The 24,703-nt window shown below is 74.0% G+C and carries 17 protein-coding genes; 9 read left to right on the forward strand and 8 right to left on the reverse strand.

Translation table 11 applies throughout. The annotated features are described in order from the left end of the window. Positions 1-2: 2 nt before the first annotated feature. From surE to ABT093_RS26870, 3 genes are read right to left on the reverse strand one after another with little or no spacing between them, the layout of a single operon-like run. Entirely contained in the window at positions 3-1,076 is a 1,074-nt protein-coding gene (surE, locus tag ABT093_RS26860; RefSeq protein WP_350568827.1) for a 5'/3'-nucleotidase SurE, read from the reverse strand. Between the two features lie 30 nt (positions 1,077-1,106). Beyond that, positions 1,107-2,888: a glycoside hydrolase family 3 protein gene (locus ABT093_RS26865; RefSeq protein WP_350568829.1), complete on the reverse strand. Its 1,782-nt coding sequence runs from the start codon at positions 2,886-2,888 to the stop codon at positions 1,107-1,109. 58 nt (positions 2,889-2,946) lie between these two features. Beyond that, on the reverse strand, positions 2,947-4,206 hold the full coding sequence (locus ABT093_RS26870) for an MFS transporter (protein ID WP_350568831.1): 1,260 nt from the start codon (positions 4,204-4,206) through the stop codon (positions 2,947-2,949). Positions 4,207-4,440: 234 nt separating this feature from the next. Between ABT093_RS26870 and ABT093_RS26875 the strand changes: the two genes are divergently transcribed. The 3 genes from ABT093_RS26875 (at position 4,441) to ABT093_RS26885 (ending at position 7,404) form a co-directional block, all read left to right on the forward strand. Further along, positions 4,441-5,115 (forward strand): TetR/AcrR family transcriptional regulator, encoded by a 675-nt coding sequence (locus tag ABT093_RS26875; RefSeq protein ID WP_350568833.1) that lies wholly within the window; start codon positions 4,441-4,443, stop codon positions 5,113-5,115. 227 nt (positions 5,116-5,342) lie between these two features. Beyond that, entirely contained in the window at positions 5,343-6,740 is a 1,398-nt protein-coding gene (locus ABT093_RS26880) for an NAD(P)/FAD-dependent oxidoreductase (RefSeq protein WP_350568835.1), read from the forward strand. Between the two features lie 247 nt (positions 6,741-6,987). Beyond that, positions 6,988-7,404, forward strand: coding sequence for a hypothetical protein (locus ABT093_RS26885; protein WP_350568836.1), 417 nt, complete (start codon positions 6,988-6,990; stop codon positions 7,402-7,404). Positions 7,405-7,476: 72 nt separating this feature from the next. Here the strand turns inward: ABT093_RS26885 and ABT093_RS26890 are convergent, their stop codons facing one another. Continuing rightward, positions 7,477-8,847 carry an MFS transporter gene (locus tag ABT093_RS26890; RefSeq protein ID WP_350568837.1) on the reverse strand — a complete coding sequence of 457 codons (1,371 nt, stop codon included), beginning with the start codon at positions 8,845-8,847 and terminating at the stop codon, positions 7,477-7,479. A 391-nt stretch (positions 8,848-9,238) separates the two neighbouring features. Here ABT093_RS26890 and ABT093_RS26895 point away from each other — a divergent pair, with 391 nt between their 5' ends. The 6 genes from ABT093_RS26895 to ABT093_RS26920 all read left to right on the forward strand — a co-directional run bounded on the left by ABT093_RS26895 (position 9,239) and on the right by ABT093_RS26920 (position 21,121). Next, a complete protein-coding gene (locus ABT093_RS26895) occupies positions 9,239-15,253 on the forward strand; it encodes an acyltransferase domain-containing protein (protein ID WP_350568839.1) in 6,015 nt (2,004 codons plus the stop codon). Then, entirely contained in the window at positions 15,250-17,079 is a 1,830-nt protein-coding gene (locus tag ABT093_RS26900; protein WP_350568841.1) for a non-ribosomal peptide synthetase, read from the forward strand. Before ABT093_RS26895 ends, ABT093_RS26900 begins: the two co-directional genes overlap by 4 nt. Before the next feature lie 63 nt (positions 17,080-17,142). Further along, positions 17,143-18,924: a beta-ketoacyl synthase N-terminal-like domain-containing protein gene (locus ABT093_RS26905; RefSeq protein WP_350568842.1), complete on the forward strand. Its 1,782-nt coding sequence runs from the start codon at positions 17,143-17,145 to the stop codon at positions 18,922-18,924. Continuing rightward, on the forward strand, positions 18,921-20,162 hold the full coding sequence (locus tag ABT093_RS26910; RefSeq protein WP_350568844.1) for a cytochrome P450: 1,242 nt from the start codon (positions 18,921-18,923) through the stop codon (positions 20,160-20,162). The genes ABT093_RS26905 and ABT093_RS26910 overlap by 4 nt, the downstream gene beginning before the upstream one ends. Next, positions 20,159-20,356: an MbtH family NRPS accessory protein gene (locus ABT093_RS26915; RefSeq protein WP_350568846.1), complete on the forward strand. Its 198-nt coding sequence runs from the start codon at positions 20,159-20,161 to the stop codon at positions 20,354-20,356. The genes ABT093_RS26910 and ABT093_RS26915 overlap by 4 nt, the downstream gene beginning before the upstream one ends. Positions 20,357-20,425: 69 nt before the next feature. Beyond that, positions 20,426-21,121 carry a formyltransferase family protein gene (locus ABT093_RS26920; RefSeq protein WP_350568848.1) on the forward strand — a complete coding sequence of 232 codons (696 nt, stop codon included), beginning with the start codon at positions 20,426-20,428 and terminating at the stop codon, positions 21,119-21,121. Positions 21,122-21,194: 73 nt separating this feature from the next. Here ABT093_RS26920 and ABT093_RS26925 read toward each other — a convergent pair whose 3' ends face one another. The 4 genes from ABT093_RS26925 to ABT093_RS26940 all read right to left on the reverse strand — a co-directional run bounded on the left by ABT093_RS26925 (position 21,195) and on the right by ABT093_RS26940 (position 24,702). Continuing rightward, entirely contained in the window at positions 21,195-22,016 is an 822-nt protein-coding gene (locus tag ABT093_RS26925) for a lipase family protein (protein WP_350568850.1), read from the reverse strand. A gap of 196 nt (positions 22,017-22,212) precedes the next feature. Next, positions 22,213-23,202, reverse strand: coding sequence for a hydrogenase expression/formation protein HypE (hypE, locus tag ABT093_RS26930; RefSeq protein WP_502884324.1), 990 nt, complete (start codon positions 23,200-23,202; stop codon positions 22,213-22,215). 88 nt (positions 23,203-23,290) lie between these two features. After that, positions 23,291-24,415, reverse strand: a complete 1,125-nt coding sequence (hypD, locus tag ABT093_RS26935; protein WP_350568853.1) for a hydrogenase formation protein HypD — start codon at positions 24,413-24,415, stop codon at positions 23,291-23,293. Then, positions 24,412-24,702, reverse strand: coding sequence for a HypC/HybG/HupF family hydrogenase formation chaperone (locus ABT093_RS26940; RefSeq protein ID WP_350568854.1), 291 nt, complete (start codon positions 24,700-24,702; stop codon positions 24,412-24,414). The genes hypD and ABT093_RS26940 overlap by 4 nt, the downstream gene beginning before the upstream one ends. Position 24,703 lies beyond the last annotated feature (1 nt).

The following is a 24,703-nucleotide window of genomic DNA, read 5'->3' on the forward strand; positions in this document are numbered from 1 at the left end:
TGTCACGGGCGCGGCGCGTCGTGCTCGATGTAGTGGCGGAGCCGGTTGAGCTCCCGGGGGTCGGTCGTCCTGACACCGTAGGTGCGGTCGGCGGTCACGGGGGTGACCGAGATGTGCCCGTCCCGCAGGAGGGCGGTGGCGTCGGCGTCCCGGACCGTCTCGGTGCAGGCGTCGGCGGGCCGGTGCTCGCAGACGCCGAGGGTGATGGCGAAGCCGTCGGCTCCGGTGGGCTCGTAGGCGTGCCAGACCTCGCGTCCGTGGCCGACGCCGGTCCAGCGGGCGGCCCCGGCGGGACGTCCGGCGGTGACGTCGGGGTAGTCGACCTTGAGCGCGAAGCGGGCGGTGAGCAGGTCCCGGTCGCGGAGCCCGGCGATCAGGCGGGCGCCGAAGTCGGCGGCGGCCCGGTAGTCGGCGAGCGGGAAGTACGCGCCGCTGTCGTCGCCGGCCGAGGAGAAGGCGAGCGCCGGGACGCCCTCCTCCACGGCGGCCAGGGCGGCACCGACCGTGCCGGAGTCGTTGACCTGGGCGCTCACGTTGGGGCCGGAGTTGATGCCGGTCACCACCAGGTCGGGGCCGTCGCTCCAGCCGGCCTTGGCGGCGAGGGCGGCCCGCAGGGCGAGCTTCACGGTGTCGGCGGGCGTGGCGCTCGGGCTGTCCGGGCCGCAGGGCCCGGCGGTCAGGCAGACCCCGTAGACCGGGGAGCCGGACGGCGTGCCGGCGCAGTCGCCGCGGTGGTCCGCGGGCAGCTCGGTGCGGCGGGCCAGGGTGAGGACGCCGTCGTTGCTGACGGCGGTGCCCGCACCGGAGCGCACCTGCCAGGGTGCCATCACCACCACGTCCGCCCCGGCGGCGCAGAGCGCGCGGCGCAGCTCGTACAGGCCGAGGCCGTCGGAGTTCGACGCCTTGGCGGCCCGCATGGAGTCGTCGTTGGTGAGCAGCACCCGCAGGCCGGCCAGCGGGCGGACGGCGGTCCGCTGCTCGGGGGTCCGCGGCTCGGCGGCCGAGGCGCCGGCCGGGGCGGCCAGCACGGCAGCGGCGGCGGCGAGGGCGAGGAGTCTTCGGGCTGGTGCTCGCATGCCGGTGTTCCTTCCGGGGGGGGCGGGCGGTCAGAGGGTGAGGCCGGCGCCGAACGGGAAGACCGGGTCGGCGGTGTCGTGCGGGACGTCGGGGCGGGAGGCCTCGACGGCCGCCATGGAGCGGGGCAGTTCGAAGGGCAGCCGGCCCTCGGCGCGGGCCCGGCCGAAGAGGACGTCGAGCAGTGCGTCGTCGCTCGCGCCGAAGTCGGCGACCAGCGCGGCGGCCCGCTCGGCGATCTCGGGGATGACCGCGGGCCGCTCCAGGTTGATCAGGACGACGGTCGGCACCTCGTCCAGGATCCTGAGGAGTGCGGCGAGTTCGGCCTCCGGGAAGTCCAGGCGGCCGGAGTGGAACATCGACTCGAAGCGGTTGGGGCGGTACTCGTACGGGGTGAACAGCCGCAGCACCGCGAGGTCGGCCTCGGCCGGGGTGGCGACCGGCCGCCCGTAGCGGGAGACCAGCGCGCGGTCCAGGCCCTCGGTGTAGAGCCGGGGGGCCGTGCGAGTGACCGGCAGGGTGCGGTCACGGTTGACCAGGACGGTGAGCGAGCGGCGCTGGGCGGCGGCCCCGGCGGCGCGGAACGCGGCGTTGCCGACGATCTCCTCGGCGGCGTCCGGATCGACGTAGCGCCGGTCGTCGAAGAGCCCGAGGACGAACTTCTCGCGCAGCAGGCGCCGGACCGAGTCGTCGATCCGCTGCTCGGAGATCCGTCCGGAGCGGACGAGTTCGACCACCACCTCGGGGCACTCCTCGCCGCCGAACTGGTCGACGCCGGCGTCCAGTGCCTTGGCCGCGCGCTCGGCGACGGTGAGGTGCTCGACGCCCCAGGCCCGGGCCCGGTGCGGCTCGCCGAAGATCTCGTCGTCGGTGAGCAGCCCCCAGTCGGTGCAGACGACGCCGCCGAAGCCCAGTTCCTCGCGGAGCAGCCCGGTGACCACGCCCCGGTTGAAGCCGAAGCCGACCTCCTCCCAGTCGGTGCCGATCGGCTGGCCGTAGTACGGCATCATCTGCGCGGCGCCGGCCTCGATCGCGGCGCGGAACGGCGCGAGGTGCAGCTCGCGCATCCCGCCGGGGTAGACCTGCTCCTTGCCGTGCGGGAAGTGCGGGTCCTCGCCGTCCTTCTGCGGTCCGCCGCCGGGGAAGTGCTTGACCATGGTGGCCACGCTGTCCGGGCCGAGCCGCTCGCCCTGGAAGCCGCGGATGTAGGCCCGGACGAGTTCGGCGGTGAGCTCGGCGTCGGCGCCGAAGGTGCCCTGCTGGCGGGACCAGCGGGGTTCGGTGGCGAGGTCGATCTGCGGGTGCAGGGCGACCCGCAGGCCGACGGCCAGGTACTCCCGGCGGGCGATGTCGGCGAAGCGGTGGACGAGTTCGGGGTCGCGGACGGCCGCGAGGCCGATCGCCTCGGGCCAGGCGGAGAAGGCGCCGGCCCGGATGGAGGCGCCGATGTTGAGGGTGAAGGAGTGCCGGGGGTCGGTGGAGACGGTGACCGGGATGCCGAGCCGGGTCCCGGCGGCGATCCGCTGCACGGCGTTGTGCCATTCCGCCAGCTGCCGGGGGCCGGCGGTGCCGACCAGGTTGAAGTGGTTCAGCCCCGCGTCGCGGACCAGGCCCGTGGTGTCGGCGGGGAAGTCGGTCCCCTCCCCGTCCGCCGCCTCGACCGGGCGGCCGTCGGGGTGCATCGGGATCATGGTGTGGAAGAGCAGGCCGGCCTTCTCCTCCAGGGTCATCCGGGCGAGCAGGTCGGCGACCCGCTCGTCGACCGGGCGGGCCGGGTCCTGGTAGGGGTGGACGGCGGGGGCGACGGTGTGCACGGGGTGACTCCTGGGTGGTGCGGGTGTGGTGCGGGGGCGGTGCGGATGGCGGCCGGGGTCAGCGGACGCCCTTGATCGGGACCACGGCGAGCGCCCCGACGAGGATGATCAGCGCGCCCACCAGGTAGAGGGCGTCGTAGCCGGCCGCGCCGACGACCAGGGAGGCCACGAAGGGGGCGATGATCTGCGGGCCGGCGTTGGCGATGTTCAGCACGCCGAGGTCGCGGGCCGCGTCGTCGGCGCTCGGCAGCACCAGGGTGACCAGCGCGGTGTCCACCGCCATGTAGCAGCCGAAGGCGATGCCGGCGAGGGCGGTGAAGAGCAGCATCCCGGTCCAGTCCGGCATCAGCACCGGGACCGTCATGGTCACCGCGGCCAGGACGCAGGAGACGGCGATCAGCGGCTTGCGCCGGGCGAACCGGTCGGAGAGCCAGCCGCCGAGGAGGGTGGCGGCCAGGGTGCAGACGGCGTCGACCGGGGCGAGCACGGCCTGGGCGCCGGCCGCGTCCATACCGTCGGGCAGGGTGATGTGGTCCTGGAGGATGTAGTACTGGAACAGCGAGACCGCGAAGAAGCCGAGCATCATCAGGAACCGGCCGATGAAGGCCCAGCGGAAGTCGGCGACCCGCAGCGTGTCGGCGAAGGCGGCCAACTGCCGTCGCAGCGGAACGGGTTCGACGGCCGGCAGGCGCTCCTCCCGCACCAGGGCGACGAACAGCACGGCCACGACGGCGACGGCCGCGCCGAGCACCAGGTAGCCGGTGCCGAGCCCGTCCGGGACGAATCGGGTGGCGAGGGTGACGCCGACGACCGAGCCGATCGGAGTGCCGATGCCGACCATGGCCGAGGCCAGTCCGCGCCGCTCGGCGGGCACCCGGTCGGGCACCACGGCGGTGAGCGCGGCCTGATAGACGTTCATCGCGGCCTGGACCAGGCACCAGACGATGGTGACGAGCAGGATGGTGCGGACCTGGCCGAGCAGCGCGAGGGCCGCGAAGGACGCGAGGCCGCCGCCGAGGATCCACGGGTTGCGGCGCCGGGAGCGGTCGGAGAGCAGTCCAGCGAGCGGGTTGAAGAGGGTCGCGAAGACGGCCGCGACGCCGGAGACCCAGCCGAGGGCCGCGACCTTGCCGTCCGGGTCGACGAGTTCGATCTGGGCGGGCAGCAGCACCTGTCCGATGCCCAGGTAGACGAGGTAGAGCACGGCGTTGCCGAGGGTGAGCATCGGCAGCAGGCGTCCGATGCGGCCGCCGCCGGGGGCCTGGGGCGGGGCCGCCTGGGCTCTCGGGGCGCCGACTGCGCTGTCGGGGGTGGTCATGGCCGGATCTCCTGGACCGCTGGTCCCGTGGGCGGGAGAGGGGGAGTGAGGGAGCCCGGAGGGCGGCGCGGCTCGGCTCCGGCCGGGGCGGGAAAGGGCCGGCCGGGCGGCGGGGGGCGCCGTCTCGGGGTGCGCACCAGAGAACCACGAAACCCGAGTGGGTACTAGGTTTTCATTCTGTGACCCAGGTCACGCTCCCCCGGCCGCCGCGCGCCGGTGGTTAAGGTGGCCTTCATGGACGTCAAGGACGGGCCCGCGGCCCGCGGCACAGGCAGGGGCGCGGCCCGCGGCACCTACGCGGTGGGCGACGAGCGGCGCGCCCGCATCCTGGACGCGGCCGTCGAGCACTTCGCGCAGTGGGGCTTCCACGCCACCTCGCTCGCCAGGATCGCCAAGGACGCCGGCATCACCCAGGGCGGCCTGCTGCACCACTTCCGCACCAAGGAGGCCCTGCTGGTCTCGGTGCTGGAGGCCAGCGACGAGCACGACACCGAGCGCTTCTTCGCCGAGGAATGCGAGAGCGTCGCCGAGTGGTTCCAGCGGCTGCTGGACCTCGCCTCCTACAACAGCCGGCGCCCGGGCCGCACCCGGATGTTCAACGCCCTGGTCGGCGAGTCCGGCGACCCGGAGCACCCGGCGCACGCCTTCTTCACCCGCCGCTACCGCACCCTGGTCACCGACGCCGCCCAGTCGCTGCGCCGCGGCGTGGACGGCGGCGAGCTGCGCCCCGGCACGGACTGCGAGCGCGAGGCGCGCCAGTTGCTGGCGGTCATGGACGGCCTCCAGCTGCAGTGGGTGCTCGCCCCGCAGGCGGTCGACATGACCGCCGAACTGCACGCCTACCTGGACCGGTCGTACCGCGTCCTGAGCACCACCGGCGAGGGCCTGCCGCCGCTCGCGGGCGCGTAGCCGCCCGCCGCGCGCGCCACCGCGCCCAGGCCGGCGGCGGCCGTCGTGGACCGGGACGGCGAGGGAGCGCAGCCCCTCCTCCAGCACCTGGTCCACCAGGGCGTCCCGCCCGCGGGGTCCGGGGCGGCGCCCAGCGAGCCTTATGACAACACCATTGACGTTGAGCGCGGCCCGGCGGTCTGATGGCGGAGGCCCCGACCCTCCCCGCACCCGAAGGAGCCACCGCCATGGCCGACCCCGTCCGCGCACTCCGGGACGCCCAGCCCGTGCCGTTCTGGCTGGACGACCCCGCCCGGCCGCCGGCCGCCTCCGCCCTGGTCGGCGACGTGCGCTGCGACCTGCTCGTGGTGGGCGGCGGCTACAGCGGACTGTGGACCGCGCTGATCGCCAAGGAGCGCGACCCCTCGCTGGACGTCGTCCTGGTCGAGGCGCAGGAGACCGGCTGGGCCGCCTCCGGCCGCAACGGCGGCTTCTGCGAGGCCAGCCTCACCCACGGCCTCGCCAACGGGTACCAGCGCTGGCCCGGCGAGCTCGCCACCCTGGAGCGGCTCGGCGCCGCCAACCTCCGGGCGATGGAGGAGACCGTCCGGCGCCGCGGCATCGACTGCGCCTGGGAGCGCACCGGCTCCCTCGTCGTCGCCACCGAGCCCTACCAGCTCGACGGCCTGCACGAGTTCGCCGGCCTCGCCGCCCGCTACGGCGAGCGGCCCGACTTCCTGGACCGCGAGGCCGTCCGCGCCGAGATCGACTCCCCCACCTTCCTCGGCGCGCTCTGGGACCGCGAGGGCGTCGCCATGCTCAACCCCGCCCGCCTCGCCTGGGGCCTCAAGCGGGCCTGCCTGGAGGAGGGCGTGCGGATCTTCGAGCACACCCGCGCCACCGGCCTGACCGCCTCGCCGCGCGGCATCACCGTCCGCACCCCGTACGGCCGCGTCGGCGCCCGCCGGGTCGCGCTCGCCACCAACGTCTTCCCCTCGCTGCTGCGCCGCCACCGCCCGTACACCGTGCCGGTCTACGACTACGCGCTGATGACCGAGCCGCTGAGCGAGGCGCAGCTCGCCTCCGTCGGCTGGAAGCACCGCCAGGGCTTCTCCGACAGCGCCAACCACTTCCACTACGTCCGGCTCTCCGCTGACAACCGCATCCTGTTCGGCGGCTACGACGTGGTCCACCGCTTCCGCGACGGCGTGCGGGCCGAGCGCGACCAGCGGCCGGAGACCTTCGCCACCCTCGCCCGGCACTTCTTCACGACCTTCCCGCAACTGGAGGGCCTGCGGTTCAGCCACGCCTGGGGCGGGGCGATCGACACCTGCACCCGGTTCAGCGCCTTCTTCGACCTCTCGCACAACGGCCGGGTCGCCCACGCGGCCGGCTTCACCGGGCTGGGCGTGGGCGCCACCCGGTTCGGCGCCGAGGTGATGCTCGACCTCCTGGCCGGCGCCCGTACCGAGCGCACCGCCCTGGAGATGGTCCGCCGCAAGCCGCTGCCGTTCCCGCCCGAGCCGGCCCGCTCGATCGGCATCGGCCTCACCCAGTGGGCCCTCGGCCGCGCCGACGCCGATTCCGGCCGGCGCAATCTGTGGCTGCGCACCCTGGACCGTTTCGGACTCGGTTTCGACAGCTGACGGGAAATCCGCCGGAAGGAATTCCGGAACCGTTTCCGGCCCACGGTACCGGCACCCCGTCGACGCCGCGTATACGCGGCGTACACGCAGGTCAGGGGCGATCGGAGCAGGCCAAATCGGCATGGAATTCCGGACGTCCGACCCTCCGGGGGCGCATTCCGCCCGGCCCCGGACAGCACCATGGAGGCGCGGGAATTCCCCGCGATCACCTCAGCCCGTCCGTTTCCCTCACCGGAGGATGTTTCCCATGCGCACGGCTCTCCGTACGAAGTTCACCCGGTTCCTGGCCGTCCCCGCCGTCGCCGCTGCGGGCGTGGCCCTCGTGACCGCTCCGGCGCACGCCGCCGGAAGCATCACGATCCGCGCCGACAGCGCGGCCGTCGCGGACGCCGGCCGGACGCTGAACGTCTCCGTCACCTACCGGTGCAACCCGGAGTTCTCCCCGGCCAACATCACCGTGGGCGCCACCCAGTCCGCCGTGGGGGGCCAGGGCAAGGTGCTGGGGGTCCCCTGCACCGGCGGCGAACGGACCGTCACCGTCCCGGTGACCGCCACCACCGCCGGCGCCGCGTGGACCACGGGCGACCGGGTGGACCTCGCGCTGTACATCGTCGACCGCGAGATCAACCGCGCCAGGAACTCGGCCTGGCTCAGCGTCAGCTGACGTCCGGTCACTCCGCCGGGGTGTGCCGGTGCGCGGCGGACCGCGCACCGGGACACCCCCAGTCCGGCCCCCTCAGGAGGTCTGCCGCCGGGCGGCGACGACCACCGCGCCCAGCACGCACGCGACGGCGGCGGTGATGTAGGCCAGGTGGTAGCCGGCCAGCTGGTCGTCCCGGGTCGCGGCGACCAGGACCATCACCGCCACGCCCGCGCTGGCACCGATCTGCTGGGTCACCACGTTCACCGCCCCGGCGACGGCGTGCTGCTGCGGCGGCACGCCGGTGAGCCCGGCGGAGGTCATCGAGGGGAAGTTCAGGCCCTGGCCGATGCCGCTGAGCACCAGGCCGGGCAACACGTGCAGCAGGTAGTCGCCGTCGTGCGGGGTGGCCAGCCACAGGCCGGTGCCCACCCCGATCAGCACCAGGCCGACCGCCATCAGGGTGCGCGGGGTGTACCTGGCCAGCAGCCGCCCGGTGGCGAAGTTGGCGGTGAGGAACACGGCCGCGGACATGGGCACCAGCGCCAGGCCGGACTCGAAGGGCGAGTAGTCCAGCATCCCCTGGAGGTACAGCGGCGCGAAGAACAGCATCCCGACCGACCCCATGTACTGGAGGAACGCCGCCAGGCTCGCCGCCCGGACCGAGGCCAGCCGGAAGAGGCCGAGCGGCAGGACCGGGTCGGCGGTGCGCTGTTCCCGCATCACGAACAGCGCAAGGCAGAGCGCGGCGGCGGCGAGCAGCACCCACACCGCCGCGCCGTCACCGCTCACCCCGACGATCAGCAGGGTGAGGCCGAGGGTTCCGGTGACCGCGCCGGGCAGGTCGAGGCTGCCGCTGTGCCCGGCTCCGCCGGGAAGGCCGGCGCGCGTCGCGGCCAGCACCGCGAGGCCGAGCAGCACCGAGAACCACAGCACCGAGCGCCAGCCGAAGAACTGGGTCAGGACGCCGCCCAGCAGCACCCCGCCGCTGAAGCTCGCGGCGCCGACCGCCGCGTACACGCTGAAGGCCCGGTTGCGCGCCGGACCGGCCGGAAAGGTCTGGGTGAGCAGGGCCAGCGCGGCCGGCCCCGACAGGGCTGCGCCGATGCCCTGGACGGCGCGGGCGCCCAGCAGCACCGCGGTGCTCGGGGCCAGTGCCCCGACCAGTGCCGAGAGGGTGAACAGGGCGACACCGGCCTCGAACACCTTCCGCCGCCCGAGGACGTCGGCCAGCCGCCCGCCCACCAGCAGGAAGCCGGCGAAGGTGACGGCGTAGGCGGTCATCACCCACTGGAGCGTGCTGTCGCCCAGGTCGAAGCGCGCTCCGACCGACGGCAGGGCCGCGTTGAGCACGCCGAGACCGCTCACGTCCAGGGCGAGCGCCCCGGCCAGGACACCGAGTGCCAGCCCCGGCCTGCGCACCGGGGACCGCTCGGGTAAGGCGCCTTCGACGCCGACTGACGTCACATCAGATTTGTCAACTGCCATGAAGGTCAGCTTGCATGTGCCGATCATCTGGTGTCCAGCCCGCCCTCCTGCCTATGATGCCGGAGCCCGCCCTTCAGGGGGCGTGCGCCTGCCGTCCGCCGAGCAGCGACGGCAGGACGCGCGACACCGCTGGACCGGGCCACCCTCCCGAACTGCCTTGAGCTCCGACTCCGGCTGCGTGCGGCCGGGCTGTCTTCACGTCGTGTGCGGCTCCTCCAGCTTGCCCGGCTGTCGCACCATGTGCGCGACCCCGCAATCCCCGAAGCTCCCGTTTCCCTCCTGACCGCGATCCCTGCCCATGTCATGCGCACGTTGAACGCCGTCGAACTCCGCCCACCCTTTTGCCATCCGCCCTGCTGAGGGAGTCGCCATGCCCCAAGAACGCGCAGTGCGAGACCTGTCCGCCGTGACGGACTTCCTGCTTTCCCGCTTCGCCGAGCTGCTGGACCTCTCCCCCTCCTCGGTGGACCGCCGGGCGCCGATGCACCGGTACGGACTGGACTCGCTGAGGTCGGTGTCGCTGGCGGCCTCCCTGTCCGAATTTCTTGGTTGGCAGGTACCTGCCACTTGGATCTGGCAGTATCCGACCGTCGACGGCCTGGCCCGGGCGCTGACCGACGGTCCGGGCGCCGCCGAGCCCGCCCCGGCCGCCACCCGCCGCACGCCCTCGCAGGAGCCCGTCGCGATCGTGGGCATCGGCTGCCGCTTCCCCGGCGGGCCGGACCCGTCCGCCTTCTGGCGGCTGCTGGTCGAGGGCGGCGACGCCGTCGGACCGGTGCCGGCCGCCCGCCGCGAACTGCTCAACGACCGGGTGCGCTGGGGCGGGTTCATCGACGGCATCGACCGCTTCGACCCGCTGTTCTTCGGCATCTCGCCCCGCGAGGCCGTCCAGATGGACCCGCAGCAGCGGCTGGTCCTGGAGCTGTGCTGGGAGGCGCTGGAGGACGCGGGCATCGCGCCGCACAGCCTCGTCGGGAGCGACACCGGCGTGTTCATGGCCTCCTGTTGGGGCGACTACGCCGCGCTGGCGCACTACCGGGGCCCGGACGCCCAGATCACCCCGCACACCGCGACCGGCATGCACGACGGCATCATCGCCAACCGCGTCTCCTACGTCCTCGGCCTGCAGGGCCCGAGCATGGCCATCGACGCCGCCTGCGCCGGCTCGCTGGTCTCGGTGCACGTCGGCTGCCAGTCGATCTGGCTCGGCGAGAGCGACCTGGTGCTGGCCGGCGGCGTCAACCTGAGCTTCGTCTCCGACTACTACACCGCCATGGACGCGATGGGCGCGCTCGCCCCGGACGGCCGCTGCAAGTCCTTCGACGCCCGCGCCAACGGCTACGTGCGCGGCGAGGGCGCCGGCGTGGTGGCGCTCGCCCCGCTGAGCGTGGCGCTGGAGCGCGACCTGCCGGTGTACTGCCTGATCAAGGGCAGTTCCTCCAACAACGACGGCCTGAGCAACGGCATGACGGCGCCGAACCCCCAGGCGCAGGAGAAGATGCTCCGCACCGCCTACCAGCGCGCCGGCATCGCCCCGCACCTGGTGGACTACATCGAGTGCCACGGCTCCGCGACGCCGCTCGGCGACCCGATCGAGGCCAACGCGATCGGCGCGGTCCTCGGCGGCGGCGAGCGCACCGAACCGCTGCGGCTCGGCTCGGTCAAGTCCAACGTCGGACACCTGGAGGCGGCCGCCGGCATCGTCGGCCTGGTCAAGCTCGCGCTGTCGATGCGCAACGGCGTGCTGCCGCCGAGCCTGCACTACAGCGCGCCGAACCCGCAGATCATGTTCGACGCCTACAACCTCACCGTCCAGGACCGGCTGGCGCCCTGGCCGCGGCGCTCCGACGCCCGCCGGGGCGGCGTCAGCTCGTTCGGGTTCGGCGGCGCGATCTGCCACGTCGCCGTCGAGGAACTGCCGCGCCCCGAGAGCGCGCTGCTGCTGCTGGCCGCGGACTCCCCGCAGGCGCTGGCCGAACGGGCGCTGGCCGTGCGGGACGAGACCGACCTGCGGGCGCTCTGCCGCCGCACGCCCGGCGACGGCGCCTTCCGGCTCGCGGCCGCCGCCCAGGACATGGCCGAACTGCGGACCCGACTCGATGCCTTCGCCGCCGGGGCGCCGGCCCCCGGACTGAGCTCCGGGGAGAACACCGGACGCCGGCCGAGGGTGGCGTTCCTGTTCTCCGGCAACGGCTCGCAGTGGGTGGGCATGGGCCGGCAACTGCTGGCCGGCCTGCCGGTGTTCCGCCGCTCGATGATGAAGTCCGACCGGCGGATGCGCGAACTGCTGGGCTTCTCGCTCGTCGAGCACCTGCTCTCCCCCGACGGCCGCCTCGACGACATGGACGTCTTCCAGCCGCTGCTGTTCTCGATGCAGGTCGCGCTGACCGAGGCCTGGCGCTCGCTGGGCGTCGAGCCGGACGTCGTCCTCGGCCAGAGCGTCGGCGAGTTCGCCGCCTCGCACGTCGCCGGCGCGCTCGACTTCGACGACGCCTCCCTGCTCGCCGCGCACCACGGCCGGCTCCTCCAGCAGCTCGCCGTCGGACGCGGCGAGGGCATCGTGGTCATGACGCCGGCGGACGACGTCCGGCCGTACCTGACCGGCCGGCTCACCGTCTCCGGCCGCAACGGCCTCACCTCCACCCTGGTCACCGGCACCCCCGAGGAGATCGACGCCCTCGTCCGGCGGCTGACCGACGAGGGCGTCACCACCCACCGGGTGCGGATGGGCCACGCCCCGCACTCCCCGCTGGTCGACCACGTCCTCGCGCCGCTGAAGCTCGAACTCGACGGCATCCGGCCCCGGACCACCCGCATCCCGATGATCTCGACGGTCACCGGCGAGGCCGTCGACGGCGCGGAGCTCGGGCCCGACTACTGGGCCGACAACCTGCGCCGGGAGATCCGGATGGTCGACGCCCTGACGGCGCTGCGCGACCACGCCGTCGACGCGGTGGTCGAGATCAGCCCGCACCCCGTACTGCTCAAGTCGGTGTCGGAGATCCTGCCGGCGACCACCCTGCCCTCGCTGCGGCGCGGCGCCGACGAGGCCGCCGTCCTGCTCGGCTCGCTCGGCGCGCTGTACACGGCCGGGCTGCCCGTCGCCGCCCACCCGTTCCTCGCGGGCGACCGGGGCCGGCACACCGCGCCGGGCCACGCCGAGCCCGCCGACGGCGGCCAGGCGCACCTGGTCACCGTCTCGGCCCGCACGCCGGAGGCGCTGACCGACACCTGCCGCGAGCTGTCCAACCACGTGGAACGCGACCCCGGCCTGCGGGTCGCCGACCTCGCCTACACGCTCACCGCCCGGCGCAGCCACCACAACCACCGGATCGCCCTGCTGGCCCGCGGCCGGCAGGACGTCCTGGACGGCCTCGCCCGGGTCGCCGCCGGCCAGTCCCACCCGGACGTCCTCACGGGCACCGCCTCCGGCGCCGCCGACCGGCGGGTGGCCCTGGTGTTCTCCGGCGGCGGCACCCAGTGGGTCGGCATGGGCCGCGAACTCCTGCGCAGCCACGCCGGTTTCCGCACCTGGATGAACGCCTGCGACGCCGCCGTGCGCGCGGCCGGCGGCTGCTCGGTGCTCGACCACCTCGCCGCCCCGGCCGAGGAGGCCCGGTACGAGGAGATGGACTTCCAGCAGCCCGTGCTGTTCGCCCTCCAGGTCTCGCTGGCGAAGGTCTGGCTCGGCCTCGGCATCGAGCCGGCCGCCGTGGTCGGGCACAGCCTGGGCGAGGTCGCGGCCGCCTGCGTGGCCGGCGCGCTGTCGCTGGAGGACGCCGCGCGCGTCGTGGTCGCCCGCTCGCACCTGCTCGAACGCAAGGCCGCCGCGGGCGCCATGATCGCGGTGGACCTGCCGGAGGCTCAGTTGCGGCCGCGGCTCGCCCCGTACGCGGCGCACGCGGCGATCGCCGTGGTCAACAGCCCCACCAGCGCGGCGGTCTCCGGCTCGCCCGAGGCCGTCGACGCGCTGGAGGCCGACCTCCTGCGGGACGGGATCTCGGTGCGCCGGATCCGGGTCGAACGGCCGGTGCACAGCCCCGGCATGGACCCGCTGCTCCAGCCGCTGCGCGAGAGCATCGAGGGCATCACCCCGCTCACCCCGGCCATCCCCTTCCACTCCACGGCGCTGGCCGACACCGTGGACCCCGTCACCGACGTCGACTACTGGGTGCACAACCTTCGCAACCAGGTCCGGTTCGCCGAGGCGATCGCCGCGCTGGCCGACCGGGACATCGGCACCTTCGTCGAGATCGGCCCGCACGAGACGCTGCGCGGCGCGGTCGAGGAGATCGCGCTGAGCCGCGGCGCCCGGGTGCACGCGGTCAACTCGCTGCGGCGGGGCGAGAGCGACGTCCGCTGCCTGCTGGGTGCCGTCGCCTCGCTGTACGTCCGGGGACTGCCGCTGGCCTTCGACGCGCTGTTCGCCGACGACGTCGAGCTCGTGGAGACCCCGCTCGTCCAGTGGCAGAAGGAGCGCTACTGGATCGACACCGAGCCGCACCGCGCGCCCGCGCCCTCGCCCGTGCCCGCTCCGGCCGTCGAGGCGGCGGTGGCGCCCGTCCCCCAGGCCGCTCCCGTGGCGGCGGTGCGGAGCCGGCCGCTGGAGGAGGTCGTGCTCGCCGAACTCGCCGACGCGCTGGGCGTGCCGGTGAGCCGGTTCGACGCCGGCGCCGCGCTGCGGGACTTCGGGCTGGACTCGATGCTGGCGATCCGTCTGGTCAACCGGATGCAGGCGCTGTTCGGGCACCGGGTCTCGCCGGTGGTGTTCCTGGACGGCCGGAGCATCGCCGAGGTCGTCGGCCACTTCGCCGAGCTCACCGGCGGCCCGGCCGCACCGGCCCCGGCCCCTGAGCCCGTGCCCGCACCCGTGTCCGTGCCCGCGCGCACCTCCCCCGACGAGCTGTCCGAACTCTCCGAGCTGTCCGAGCTCGACGCCGAGGAACTGCTGGACGAACTGGACGCCCGCGGCCTGCTGGAGGCCACCGACGCCCCGGCCCTGGAGCAGCTGCGCGCCGGGGGCCTCGGCCTGCGGCTCGCCCCGGCCTCGCACGGCCAGGCCTCGCTCTGGTTCATGCAGATGGTCGCGCCGGACGCCGTGCCCTACAACTTCATGGTCACCGCCCGGATCCGCACCACGGTCGACGAGAAGGCCCTGGAGCGCGCCGTACGGGCCGTGCTGCACCGGCACCCCGCGCTGCGCACCCTCTTCGTGGAGGCGGGCGGCCACCCCTACCAGGTCGTCCTGGACGAGCCGGAGTACGAGTTCCTCGTCGTCGACAGCTCCGGCCTGGACGACGAACAGGCCCGCGAGGAGCTGGCCCGCCACGGCCACCGGCCGCTCGACCTGGACAACGGCCCTCTCGTGCGGATCGTCCTGATGCGGCGCGGACCGGCCGACCACTACCTGCTGGTGCTCGTCCACCACATCGCCTCGGACGCGGCCTCGGCGGACGTGATGATCCGTGAGCTCCAGGAGTTCTACCAGGGAGCCGACCCCGCCGGACGCGCACCGGCCGCCCCGTACACCGAGTTCGTCGCCTGGGAGCGGCAGTGGCTGGCCGGACCGGCGGCCGGCGCGGCGCTGGACTGGTGGTCGCGGCGGCTGGCCGACCCGCCCGCCCGCCTCGACCTGTCCGGCAAGGAGCGGCCGCCGGGCGTCACCTACGAGGGCCGCGACCTCGCGTTCCGCTGGAGCGCCGAGGAGACCCGGCGGCTGCGGGAGTTCGCGGTGCGCGAGGGCGTGTCGGTCAGCACCGTCGTGCTGGCCGGGTTCTTCGCCACCCTCAACCGCGCGGTCGGCACCGAGGACGCGGTGCTGGCCACCGCCATCGCCCAGCGCTCCGAACCCGGCTGGGAGTCGGCGGTCGGCTACTACCTCAACACCGTGCTGGTCCGGGCGAACCCGGCCGCCGACCGGAGTTTCCGCGACCTGCTGCGCGAGGTCCACGCCTTCTCGCTCGGTCTTCTGGAGCACATGAACTACCCGCTCGACCTGCTGGCCTCCCAGCTGAAGCCGCCGCGTGCCGAGGGCCGCTCACCGTGGTTCGACGTGGTGGTGAACTGGCTGTCCTCGGACGCCTTCCCGCGTTCCGTCAAGCTCTTCCACGGCGTCGGCGAGACGCTCACCCCCGACGGCGCGCTGCCGCTCGAACCGCTCCAGGTGCGCCGGCACCTCGCCAAGTTCGACCTGGAGATCTCGATGGCCGACATCGACGGCAAGGTGGCCGGCCACGTCCAGTTCAAACCGAGCTACCTGGAGCGGCACACCGTGACGGCGCTGCTCGCGCTCTACCGCACGGTGCTCTTCGACTCGATCGCCCACCCCGACCTGGCCCTCGGCGCCGTCGCGCCGGCCGGCCTCCCCGAGGAGACGGACCAGTGACCGAAGCCCTGCACTCCGAGTTCGTCGCGCAAGCGGTCAAGAACCCCGACGCGATCGCGGTCTACTCCGACGCCGGCGTCCTGACGTACGGCGAACTGGACGAGCGGTCCCGGGTGCTGGCCGAGCGGCTGGCCGCCGACGGCGCGGGCCCCGGCGTCCCGGTCGGCATCTGCGTCGAGCGCACCCCCGACCTGCTGGTCGGCATCCTGGCGGCCCTGCGCACCGGCGCCTGCTACCTGCCGCTGGACCCGAACTACCCGGCCGACCGGCTGGGCTTCATGGTCCAGGACAGCGGGACCCGCCTGCTGCTCAGCACGCCCGCGTCCCGGGCCAGTTGCCCGCCCGGCCCGACCGTGGTCGTGCTGGGGGACACCGTGACCACCGAGCCCGGCGCGCGGCCGGTGGCGGTCGTGCCCGAGGACACCGCGTACATCATCTACACCTCGGGATCCACCGGCCGCCCCAAGGGCGTGGCCGTGCGGCACGGCAGTTGCGTGGCGCTGCTCGCCGAGATGGACCGGGTCCTGGAGGGCTGCGACCTGAGCGGGGTCTCGGCGGCGAGCTCGGTCTGCTTCGACATGTCCGTGATGGAGGTCTTCAACACGCTCTGCCACGGCGGCGCCGTCGTGCTGGTCGAGAGCGCGGTGCACCTGGCGGAGAGCCGGTACGCCGACCGGATCACCCATCTGAACGTCGTCCCGTCGGTCATGAACAGCCTGCTCGACGCCGGGGCCCTGCCCCCGAACGTGCGCTCGATCGTCTTCGGCGGCGAGGCGCTGCGCCGCAAGCTGGTCGACCGGGCCTACCGGGAGACCGCCGCCCTCCGGGTGTTCAACGCCTACGGCCCCACCGAGGGAACCGTCCTCTGCTCCTTCGGGCCGGTGCCCGAGGACGGCACCGACGATCCGACGATCGGGCCGCCGACCACCACCGACCGGATCTACGTGCTCGACGGGAACCTGCGGCCGCTGCCCGCCGGCGAGCCCGGCGAGCTCTACCTGGGCGGCGCCGGCCTGGCGCACGGCTACGTCAACCGGCCGCGCACCACGGCCGAGCGCTTCGTGCCGGACCCGTTCCGCAGCGGGGAGCGGATGTACCGCACCGGCGACCTCGTCCGGTTCACCGAGGACGGCGAGCTGCGCTTCCTCGGCCGCACCGACCACCAGGTCAAGCTGCGCGGCTACCGGATCGAACTGGAGGAGGTCGAGGCCCGGCTGACCGGCTGCCCCGAGGTGCGGGAGGCCGCCGCCGTCGTCCGCGGCAACCGGCTCGTCGGCTACGTCGTGCCGGCAGGCGAGGACGCGCCGCAGGACGGCCCCCGGCTGGACGCCGCGCTGCAGAGCGCCATCACCGGCCGGCTCGCCGTCGGGCTGCCGGAGTACATGGTCCCGGCGACCGTGGTCTTCCTGGCCGCGCTGCCGCTGGGGCCGGGCGGGAAGCTCGACCGCAACGCGCTCCCCGAGCCGCCGGCCGCCGGCACCGGCGGGCCCGTGACGCTCGCCGCCACGCCGACCGAGGTGGCCCTGTCGGAGATCTGGGGCCAGCTGCTCGACCTCGAACCGACCGCCATCGACGTGCAGTCCGCCTTCTACGACCTCGGCGGCGACTCGCTGCTGCTGGTCCGTCTCGCCCGGCTGATGACCCGGCGCTTCGGGCGGCGGGTCCGGGTGCCCGACCTGTTCAGCTTCCGCGACATCGCCTCCCTCGCCCGCTGGCTCGACGACGAGAGCGACGCGGCCCCCGAGGTGGTCCAGTCGGCCCGTGTGCGCGCCAACGCCCGCCGGGCCGCGCTGCGCGGCCGGGGCGGCGGCGCCACCGGCCGCTGAGCCGCCCGAGCCGCCGAGCCGCCGAGCCGCCCACCCTCCCTCCACACCCCCAGGAGTCTTCCCATGACCGACAGTCCCGAGCAGGAGTACGACCCGGGCGACGTGGCCGTGATCGGCATGTCGCTGCGGGCCCCCGGCGCCCGCACCAAGGAGCAGTTCTGGGACAACCTCGTGCACGGCCGGGAGTCCATCACCTTCCTGGCCAAGGACGACATCCACGTCGACGAGACCCTGATCCACAGCCCGTTCTACGTGCGCGCCTGCGGCGTGCTCGACACCTACGACCAGTTCGACCCCTCGGTGTTCGGCATCAGCGACCGGATGGCCGCCGCGATGACCCCGGAGAACCGGCTCTTCCTGGAGAGCGCCTGGGAGACGCTGGAGGACGGCGGCTACGACCCGGACCGGCTGAAGGCCGAGATCGGCATGTACGGCGCCAACAACCCGCAGACCGCCGCGCTCTACAGCTCCCCGCCGGACCGGGTGTCGGTCGGCCCCGAGGCGATCGAGGCCAGCCTGGCCTGGTCGCCGGACACCATGACCTCCAACGCCCTCTACTACATGGGCCTCACCGGCGAGGCGGTCACCGTCGCCGCGGTCTGCGCGGGCTTCCACTACGCGGTGCACCTGGCCTGCCAGTCGCTCCTGCTGGGCCAGACCGACCTGGCGATCGCCGGCGGCGCGATGGTGCGGCTGCCGCACCCCCGCGGCCACCTGTGGGAGGAGAACCGCATCCTGTCCAAGGACGGCCACTGCCGCCCGTTCGACGCGCACGGCACCGGCACCGCGCTGTCCAGCGGGGTGGTCACCGTCCTGCTGAAGCCGCTCGGCCGGGCCGTCGCCGACCGCGACCACGTCTACGCCGTGGTCAAGGGCTCGGCCGTCAACAACAACGGGGTCAGCGCGATGGCGTACGGCCTGGCCCAGCCCGAGCGGCTGAGCGCCTGCATCGCCAACGCGATGGAGGTCGGCGGCGTCACCCCGGACACCGTCTCCATGTACGAGGCCAACGGCCTCGGCATGCCGATGACCGACGAACTGGAGGTGCACGCGGCGAGCATGGCGTTCGGCAAGCAGACCGCGACCACCTCGATCGGCGGGGTCAAGGGCAACGTCGGCCACGGCGGCGTGGTGTCGGGCGGCTTCGGCGCCGTCAAGGCCGCGCTGTCGCTGTACCACCGCACGCTCCCGGCGACCATCAACCTGACCGAGGTCAACCCCGACCTCGACTTCCCCGCCACCCCCTTCGTCCCGCAGCTCGAAGGGGCGGACTGGGCGCCGGAGGCCGGGATCCGCCGCGCCGGCATCACCTCGATCGGCGGCGGCGGCTACAACGCGCACCTGCTGCTGGAGGAGGCACCGGCGGCCGCCGGGCGCGCGCCCGAGGACACCGGCCGGCCGAGGCTGGCCACCCTGTCCGCGCTGGACGACGAGGCGCTGGCCCGGCAGCGCGCGCGGCTGAAGGAGCGGCTGGAGGCCGACCCCTCGCTGCGGCTGGACGACGTCTGCTTCAGCCTCAACCTCGGCCGCAAGGTGATGCCCCGCCGCTGGGCGGCCGTGGTCCGCACCCGCGCGGAGCTGATCGCGGCGCTGGCCGACGAGGCCGGCGGCCCCGTCACCACGACCGCCGCCGCCCCGGCCACCGACCCCGGCGCCTTCACCCGCACCGAGCGGGGCATCGTGCCCGCGGGCCCGGACGCACCGGCGCTGGCCGGGCTGGCCGCCGCCTGGGTGACCGGTCAGCAGGTGGACTTCGAGGCCCTGCACCGCGGGGAGGCCAGCCACCGCGTACCGCTGCCCGCCTATCCGTTCCGGCCCCGCCGCTTCTGGCGCACGGACTGGTGACCATGGGCACCCCGGCACTGGACACGGTGGACCTGGGCGACCCGGCCACCTTCGCGGACCACGACCTCGGCGGGTTCTGGCGCACCCTGCGGGACACCGCCCCGCTGCACCACAACCCGCCCGCCGACGGCCGGCCCGGCTTCTGGGTGCTCTCCCGTCACGAGGACATCCTGGCCGCCTACCGGGACAACGTGAACCTCACCTCCCAGCGCGGCAACGTCCTGGTCACCCTGCTGGAGGGCGGCGACGCCGGCGCGGGCCGGATGCTGGCCGTCACCGACGGGCACCGGCACCTGGAGCTGCGCAAGATCCTCCAGCGGGTGCTCTCGCCGCGCGTGCTCGACCAGGTCGCGCTCACCGTCCGCGCCAACACCCGGCGGTGGATCCGCGAGGCCGTCGAGTCCGGCGGCTGCGACTTCGCGGAGCGGATCGCCGGCCGGATCCCGATGACCACCATCTCGAACCTGCTCGGCGTGCCCGAGCAGGACCGGGAGTACCTGCTCAGCCTCACCAGGACCGCGCTGTCGGCCGACGACGAGTCCATCGACGAGGTCGACTCCGAGATGGCCCGCAACGAGATCCTGATGTACTTCATGGACGTCGTCGAGGAGCGCCGCGAGTCGCCGGGCGAGGACGTGATCAGCATGCTGATCGGCAGCTCCATCGACGGCGTCCCGCTCTCCGACGAGGACGTGGTGCTCAACTGCTACAGCCTCATCATCGGGGGCGACGAGACCAGCCGGCTGACGATGATCGACTGCGTGCGCACCCTCGCGCGGCAGCCCGGGGAGTGGCACCGGCTCAAGCACGGCGAGGTGGCGGTGGAGACCGCCGTCGAGGAGGTGCTGCGCTGGGCCTCGCCCACCATGCACTTCGGGCGCAGCGTCGAGCGCGAGACGGAGCTGCACGGCGTACGGCTGCGCCCGGGCGAGATCGTCACGCTCTGGCACGCCTCCGCCAACCGGGACGAGCGGGTCTTCCCGCGGCCCGAGGTGTTCGACCTCGGCCGCACCCCCAACAAGCACCTGGCCTTCGGCTTCGGCCCGCACTTCTGCCTCGGCTCGTACCTGGCCAAGGTGGAGATCGCCGAACTCCTCAAGGCGCTGCGGGACTTCACCACCGGGTTCGAGCAGAGCGGCGAGGCGCTGCCGATCCGCTCCAACTTCCTGACCGGGTTCTCCACCCTGCCGGTGCGGTTCCACCCCGATCACTCCGGACTGAAAGAGGTCGACCGATGAGCGGCAACCCCTTCGAGGACGGCGAGGGCGACTGGCTGGTCGTGCTGAACGCCGACGGGCACCACGCGCTGTGGCGGCCGTTCCTGGGCCTGCCGGAGGGCTGGCGCACGGTCCACCGCGGCCCCGACCGCGACGGCGCCCTCGACTACGTCGAGCGGCACGCGTCCACGCTGCCGGGCACGCCCGCGGTCTGAGGCCGACCCGGCACCCGAGCGCGACCAGCCGACGGGCTGACCAGCCGACCAGCCACCGCAGGAGGACGGATGAACATCTTCATATCAGGACAGGGGGCCTTCGCGGTGCAGGTCGCGGAAGCCCTGCTGGACGAGGGGCACAAGATCGTCGGCGCGGCCGCGCCCCGGCTGCGCAAGGGCCGGTCCGACGAGGCCGACCCGATGTCCTGGGACCGGCTGCGCACCTGGGCGTACCACCGGGACCTCGCCTGGACGGACTCGGCCGAGCTGCGCGCGATGCACGTCCCGGACGGGGTGGACATCATCCTGGCCGCGCACTCGCACGCCTTCCTCGGCCGCCGCACCCGCGCCAGAGCGGCCGTCGCCACCATCGGCTACCACCCCAGCCTGCTGCCGCTGCACCGCGGCCGGGACGCGATCCGGTGGACGATCCGCGACGGCGACAAGGTGACCGGCGGCAGCGTCTACCACCTCACCGAGCGCACCGACGCAGGCCCGCTCGCCGCCCAGGAGCACCTGTTCGTGCCCCCGGGCTCGACCGCGCAGAGCCTGTGGCGCGACCACCTGGCACCGCTCGGTGTGCGGCTGCTGCTCAAGGTGGTCGCCGACCTCGCCGCCAACCGCCGGATCGAGGTCCCCCAGGACGAGAAGCTGGCGACCTGGGAGCCCGCGATGGGCGCGCCCCCGCTGTTCAAGCCCGAACTCATCGCGCTGCCGGGCACGGTGCCGGTCGACAGCAGCAAGTGGGCCCTGCACGACCACTGATCCGCCGGCCCCGCGCCGCGGCCCCGGTGCACGACAGGCGTGTACCGGGGCCGCGGCGGATCGCGTCGCGCGGTCAGGCGAGGGCCTTCTCCAGCGCGGCGAGGTAGCTGCGCATCAGGTGGTCGCGGATGCCGTCGCCGTCCGGGTTGAAGGCCGCGGCCCCCAGCCCCTTGGCGCGGTCGGCGAGGCCCGCGACCAGCCCGGTCCTCTCGCCGACCCGGCCCGCCGAGTCGATCCGGTGCAGCGTCGCCACATGGGTGAAGGCGGGCTCCGGGGGCAGTTCGGGCACGATGTCGTTGCCGTGGACGAAGCGGTGCGTGCGGCTCCCCAGCCCCTTGTCGTAGGCGGCGGCGAGCAGCCGGTCGCAGGTCCGGGGCTGGCCGAAGGTGTAGACGCCGTCGGCCTGGAGCCGGGGATCCTCCAGGCTCAGCCGGGCGGCGACGAGCATCGCGAGGGCCCCGCCGAGGCTGTGGCCGGTGAACCACACGCTCTGCCCGTCGGTGCGCAGGTCGGCGAGGGTCTTGGCGACGTCGGGGAAGATCGATTCCAGGGCCTCGGCGAAGCCGTAGTGGACGTAGCCGGTGCGGGCGGGCCCGGGCCAGGGCGGGGTGGTGCTGTCGGTGAGCCAGTCGCGGATCTGCGCGGGCTCGGTGCCGCGGAACGCGGTGACGATCATGTGCTCGCCGGCCATGGTGTAGGCCTGGGTGTCCTGGAGCGGGAACGGCGGGGTGAACCGGGTGCGGTGGTGGCGCGCGGTCTCGAAGCCCCACTCGCGGGCCCGCGCCTCGATCGTGGCCTCGTCCTGGTAGGCGAGTTCGGCGGCCCTGGCCAGGTTGTAGGCCAGCGGAAGGCCGAAGCCGGCGGCGTTCTGGTCGAAGGTGGTGGGTACGGCCACGGGGGAACGCTCCTGTCGGGTCGACGGATCGACGACGGCCACGGCGGGGCCTCGCCCGCGGTGGCCCGGGGCACGCGGTCGGCGACGGCCCGGTGACCGTCAGTGACACTACCCCGCCGACGGTTCGTGAGCGACCGGACGGCGGGCGGCCCCGGCGCCGGACGTCCCGTCCGCCGGGGCCGGCCGTGCCCGACGGTCAGCAGATCCGCGGCAGTTGCTCCCCCATCGGCAGGTCGACCACCCGGGTGCCGCCGAAGGCCGTGCGGGCGACCACCGTGCCGGGGTGGTCGGCGACGCACTCGCCGATCACCGCCGCCCCCGCGCCCAGCGGGTGAGCCCGCAGGGCGGCGAGCACCGCGTCCGCCTCGCCGCGCGGCACGAAGGCGACCAGCTTGCCCTCGTTGGCCACGTACATCGGGTCCAGGCCCAGCACGGCGCAGGCGTTGGCCACCTCGGGCGGCACCGGGACGGAGCGCTCGTTCACCACCACGCCCACCCCGGCCGCCGTCGCGATCTCGTTGAGCGCCGCGCCCAGCCCGCCCCGGGTGGGGTCGCGCAGCACGTGCAGGTCGGGGGTCACGGCGAGCATCGCCTCGACCAGGCCGCCGAGCGCCGCGCAGTCGCTCTCGACCGCGACCCCGAACTCCAGGCCCTCGCGGACACTCATGATCGCGACGCCGTGCAGCCCGATGGCCCCGCTGACGATCACCACGTCGCCCGGCACCGCCCGCTGCGGCCTGATGTCCACGCCGGCCGGCACCAAGCCGATGCCCGCCGTGTTCAGGTAGACGCCGTCGCCGCGCCCGGCCTCGACCACCTTGGTGTCCCCGGTGACGACCTCCACCCCGGCGGCCCGGGCCGCGGCGCCGAGGTCCCGGGCCACCCGGTCCACCACGGCCATCTCCACCCCCTCCTCCAGGATGAAGCCGCAGGACAGGTAGGCGGGCCGCGCCCCGCTCATCGCGAGGTCGTTGACCGTCCCGTTGACGGCGAGGTCGCCGATGCTGCCGCCGGGGAAGAACAGTGGCCGCACCACGAAGGAGTCGGTGGTGAACGCCAGCCTGGCGCCGCCCAGTTCCAGGACGGCCGAGTCCGCGAGGCCGGCCAGGGTCCGGCCGCCGAAGGCGGGGGCGAACAGGCCCGCCACCAGCTCGGCGGACATCGCCCCGCCGCCCCCGTGCCCCATCACCACCCGGGGGTGGTCGCGCAGCGGCAGCGGACAGCTCCAGCCGGAGAAGTCGGGCGCCGCGGACGGCCGGGTCGGGATCTCGGTGTCAGCCAACGGGGCTCGCCTCCCGGGAGACGCCCGGCACGCCGAGGCGCCGGTAGAGGTAGTAGGCGGCGCAGGCCCCCTCGCTGGACACCATGGTGGCGCCCAGCGGGGTGCGCGGGGTGCAGACGGTGCCGAAGGCCTCGCACCGGTCCGGTTTGAGCAGCCCCTGCAGCACCTCGCCGCTGCGGCACTGCGCGGGCTCGCGGGTGGTGATCCCGGAGACGTCGAAGCGGTACTCGGCGTCGTGGTCGCGGTAGCGCGGGGAGAGCCGCCAGCCGCTGCCGGGGATGATCCCGATCCCCCGCCAGGCCCGGTCGGTCACCTCGAAGACGTCCGCCAGCATCGCCCGGGCCGCCGGGTTGCCCTCCGGGCGGACGGCGCGCGGGTAGGCGTTGTCCACGGTGTGCTCGCCGCGCTCCAACTGCCGTACGGTGCGCCGGATCCCCTCCAGGATGTCGAGCGGCTCGAAGCCGGTGACCACGATCGGCACCCGGTGGCGCTCGGCCAGCTCCGGGTACTCCTCGGTGCCCATCACGCTGCACACGTGCCCGGCGGCCAGGAAGGCCTGCACCCGGCAGTCCGGCGCGTTCATGATGGCCTCGACGGCCGGGGGCACCCGCACGTGCGAGACCAGCATGCTGAAGTTGCGCACCCCCTGCTTCCTGGCCTGGTGGACGGCCATCGCGTTGGGCGGGGCGGTGGTCTCGAAGCCGATGCCGAAGAACACCACCTCGCGGTCCGGGTTCTCCCCGGCGATCCGCAGCGCGTCCAGCGGCGAGTAGACCACCCGCACGTCCCCGCCCTCGCCGCGGACGCGGAACAGGTCGCGGTCGGTGCCCGGCACCCGCAGCATGTCGCCGAAGGAGCAGAAGATCACCCCGGGCCGGGCGGCGATCGCCAGCGCCCGGTCGATCACCTCCAGTGGGGTCACGCACACCGGGCAGCCCGGCCCGTGGATCAACTCCACACCCTCGGGAAGCAGTTGGTCGATCCCGTGCCGGATGATGCTGTGCGTCTGCCCGCCGCACACCTCCATCAGCGCCCACGGTCTGGTCACCGCCGCCCGGATGTCGGCGAGCAGACCGCGCGCCAGCTCCGGGTTCTGGAACTCCTCCAGGTACCTCACTTGCGCTCCTCCGTTCCGGCGGCCCCGGCCGCCGCCTCCCACGGATCGCCGAACTCCTCCTGCAACAGGCCGAGTTCGGCGAAGAGGTCGAGGGTTCGCCGGGCCGACTCCTCGTCCAGCCGCTGCAGCGCGAACCCCACGTGCACGATGGCGTACTCGCCCACCTCCAGATCGGGCAGGTACTCCAGGCAGACGTCCTTGACGACGCCGCCGAAGTCGACGACCGCCATCCGCGTCCCGTCCCGTTCCTCGATCTCCATCACCCTGCCGGGCACCGCCAGGCACATC

This window comes from Kitasatospora sp. NPDC002551 (assembly GCF_040296005.1).
GTDB lineage: Bacteria > Actinomycetota > Actinomycetes > Streptomycetales > Streptomycetaceae > Kitasatospora.

Bases quoted from the DNA above. Each gene is read 5' to 3' on its own strand.
- surE (WP_350568827.1), bottom strand. From the start codon at position 1,076: ATGCGAGCACCAGCCCGAAGACTCCTCGCCCTCGCCGCCGCCGCTGCC.
- ABT093_RS26870 (WP_350568831.1), bottom strand. From the start codon at position 4,206: ATGACCACCCCCGACAGCGCAGTCGGCGCCCCGAGAGCCCAGGCGGCC.
- ABT093_RS26875 (WP_350568833.1), top strand. From the start codon at position 4,441: ATGGACGTCAAGGACGGGCCCGCGGCCCGCGGCACAGGCAGGGGCGCG.
- ABT093_RS26880 (WP_350568835.1), top strand. From the start codon at position 5,343: ATGGCCGACCCCGTCCGCGCACTCCGGGACGCCCAGCCCGTGCCGTTC.
- ABT093_RS26885 (WP_350568836.1), top strand. From the start codon at position 6,988: ATGCGCACGGCTCTCCGTACGAAGTTCACCCGGTTCCTGGCCGTCCCC.
- ABT093_RS26895 (WP_350568839.1), top strand. From the start codon at position 9,239: ATGCCCCAAGAACGCGCAGTGCGAGACCTGTCCGCCGTGACGGACTTC.
- ABT093_RS26905 (WP_350568842.1), top strand. From the start codon at position 17,143: ATGACCGACAGTCCCGAGCAGGAGTACGACCCGGGCGACGTGGCCGTG.
- ABT093_RS26915 (WP_350568846.1), top strand. From the start codon at position 20,159: ATGAGCGGCAACCCCTTCGAGGACGGCGAGGGCGACTGGCTGGTCGTG.
- ABT093_RS26920 (WP_350568848.1), top strand. From the start codon at position 20,426: ATGAACATCTTCATATCAGGACAGGGGGCCTTCGCGGTGCAGGTCGCG.
- hypE (WP_502884324.1), bottom strand. From the start codon at position 23,202: ATGGGGCACGGGGGCGGCGGGGCGATGTCCGCCGAGCTGGTGGCGGGC.
- ABT093_RS26940 (WP_350568854.1), bottom strand. From the start codon at position 24,702: ATGTGCCTGGCGGTGCCCGGCAGGGTGATGGAGATCGAGGAACGGGAC.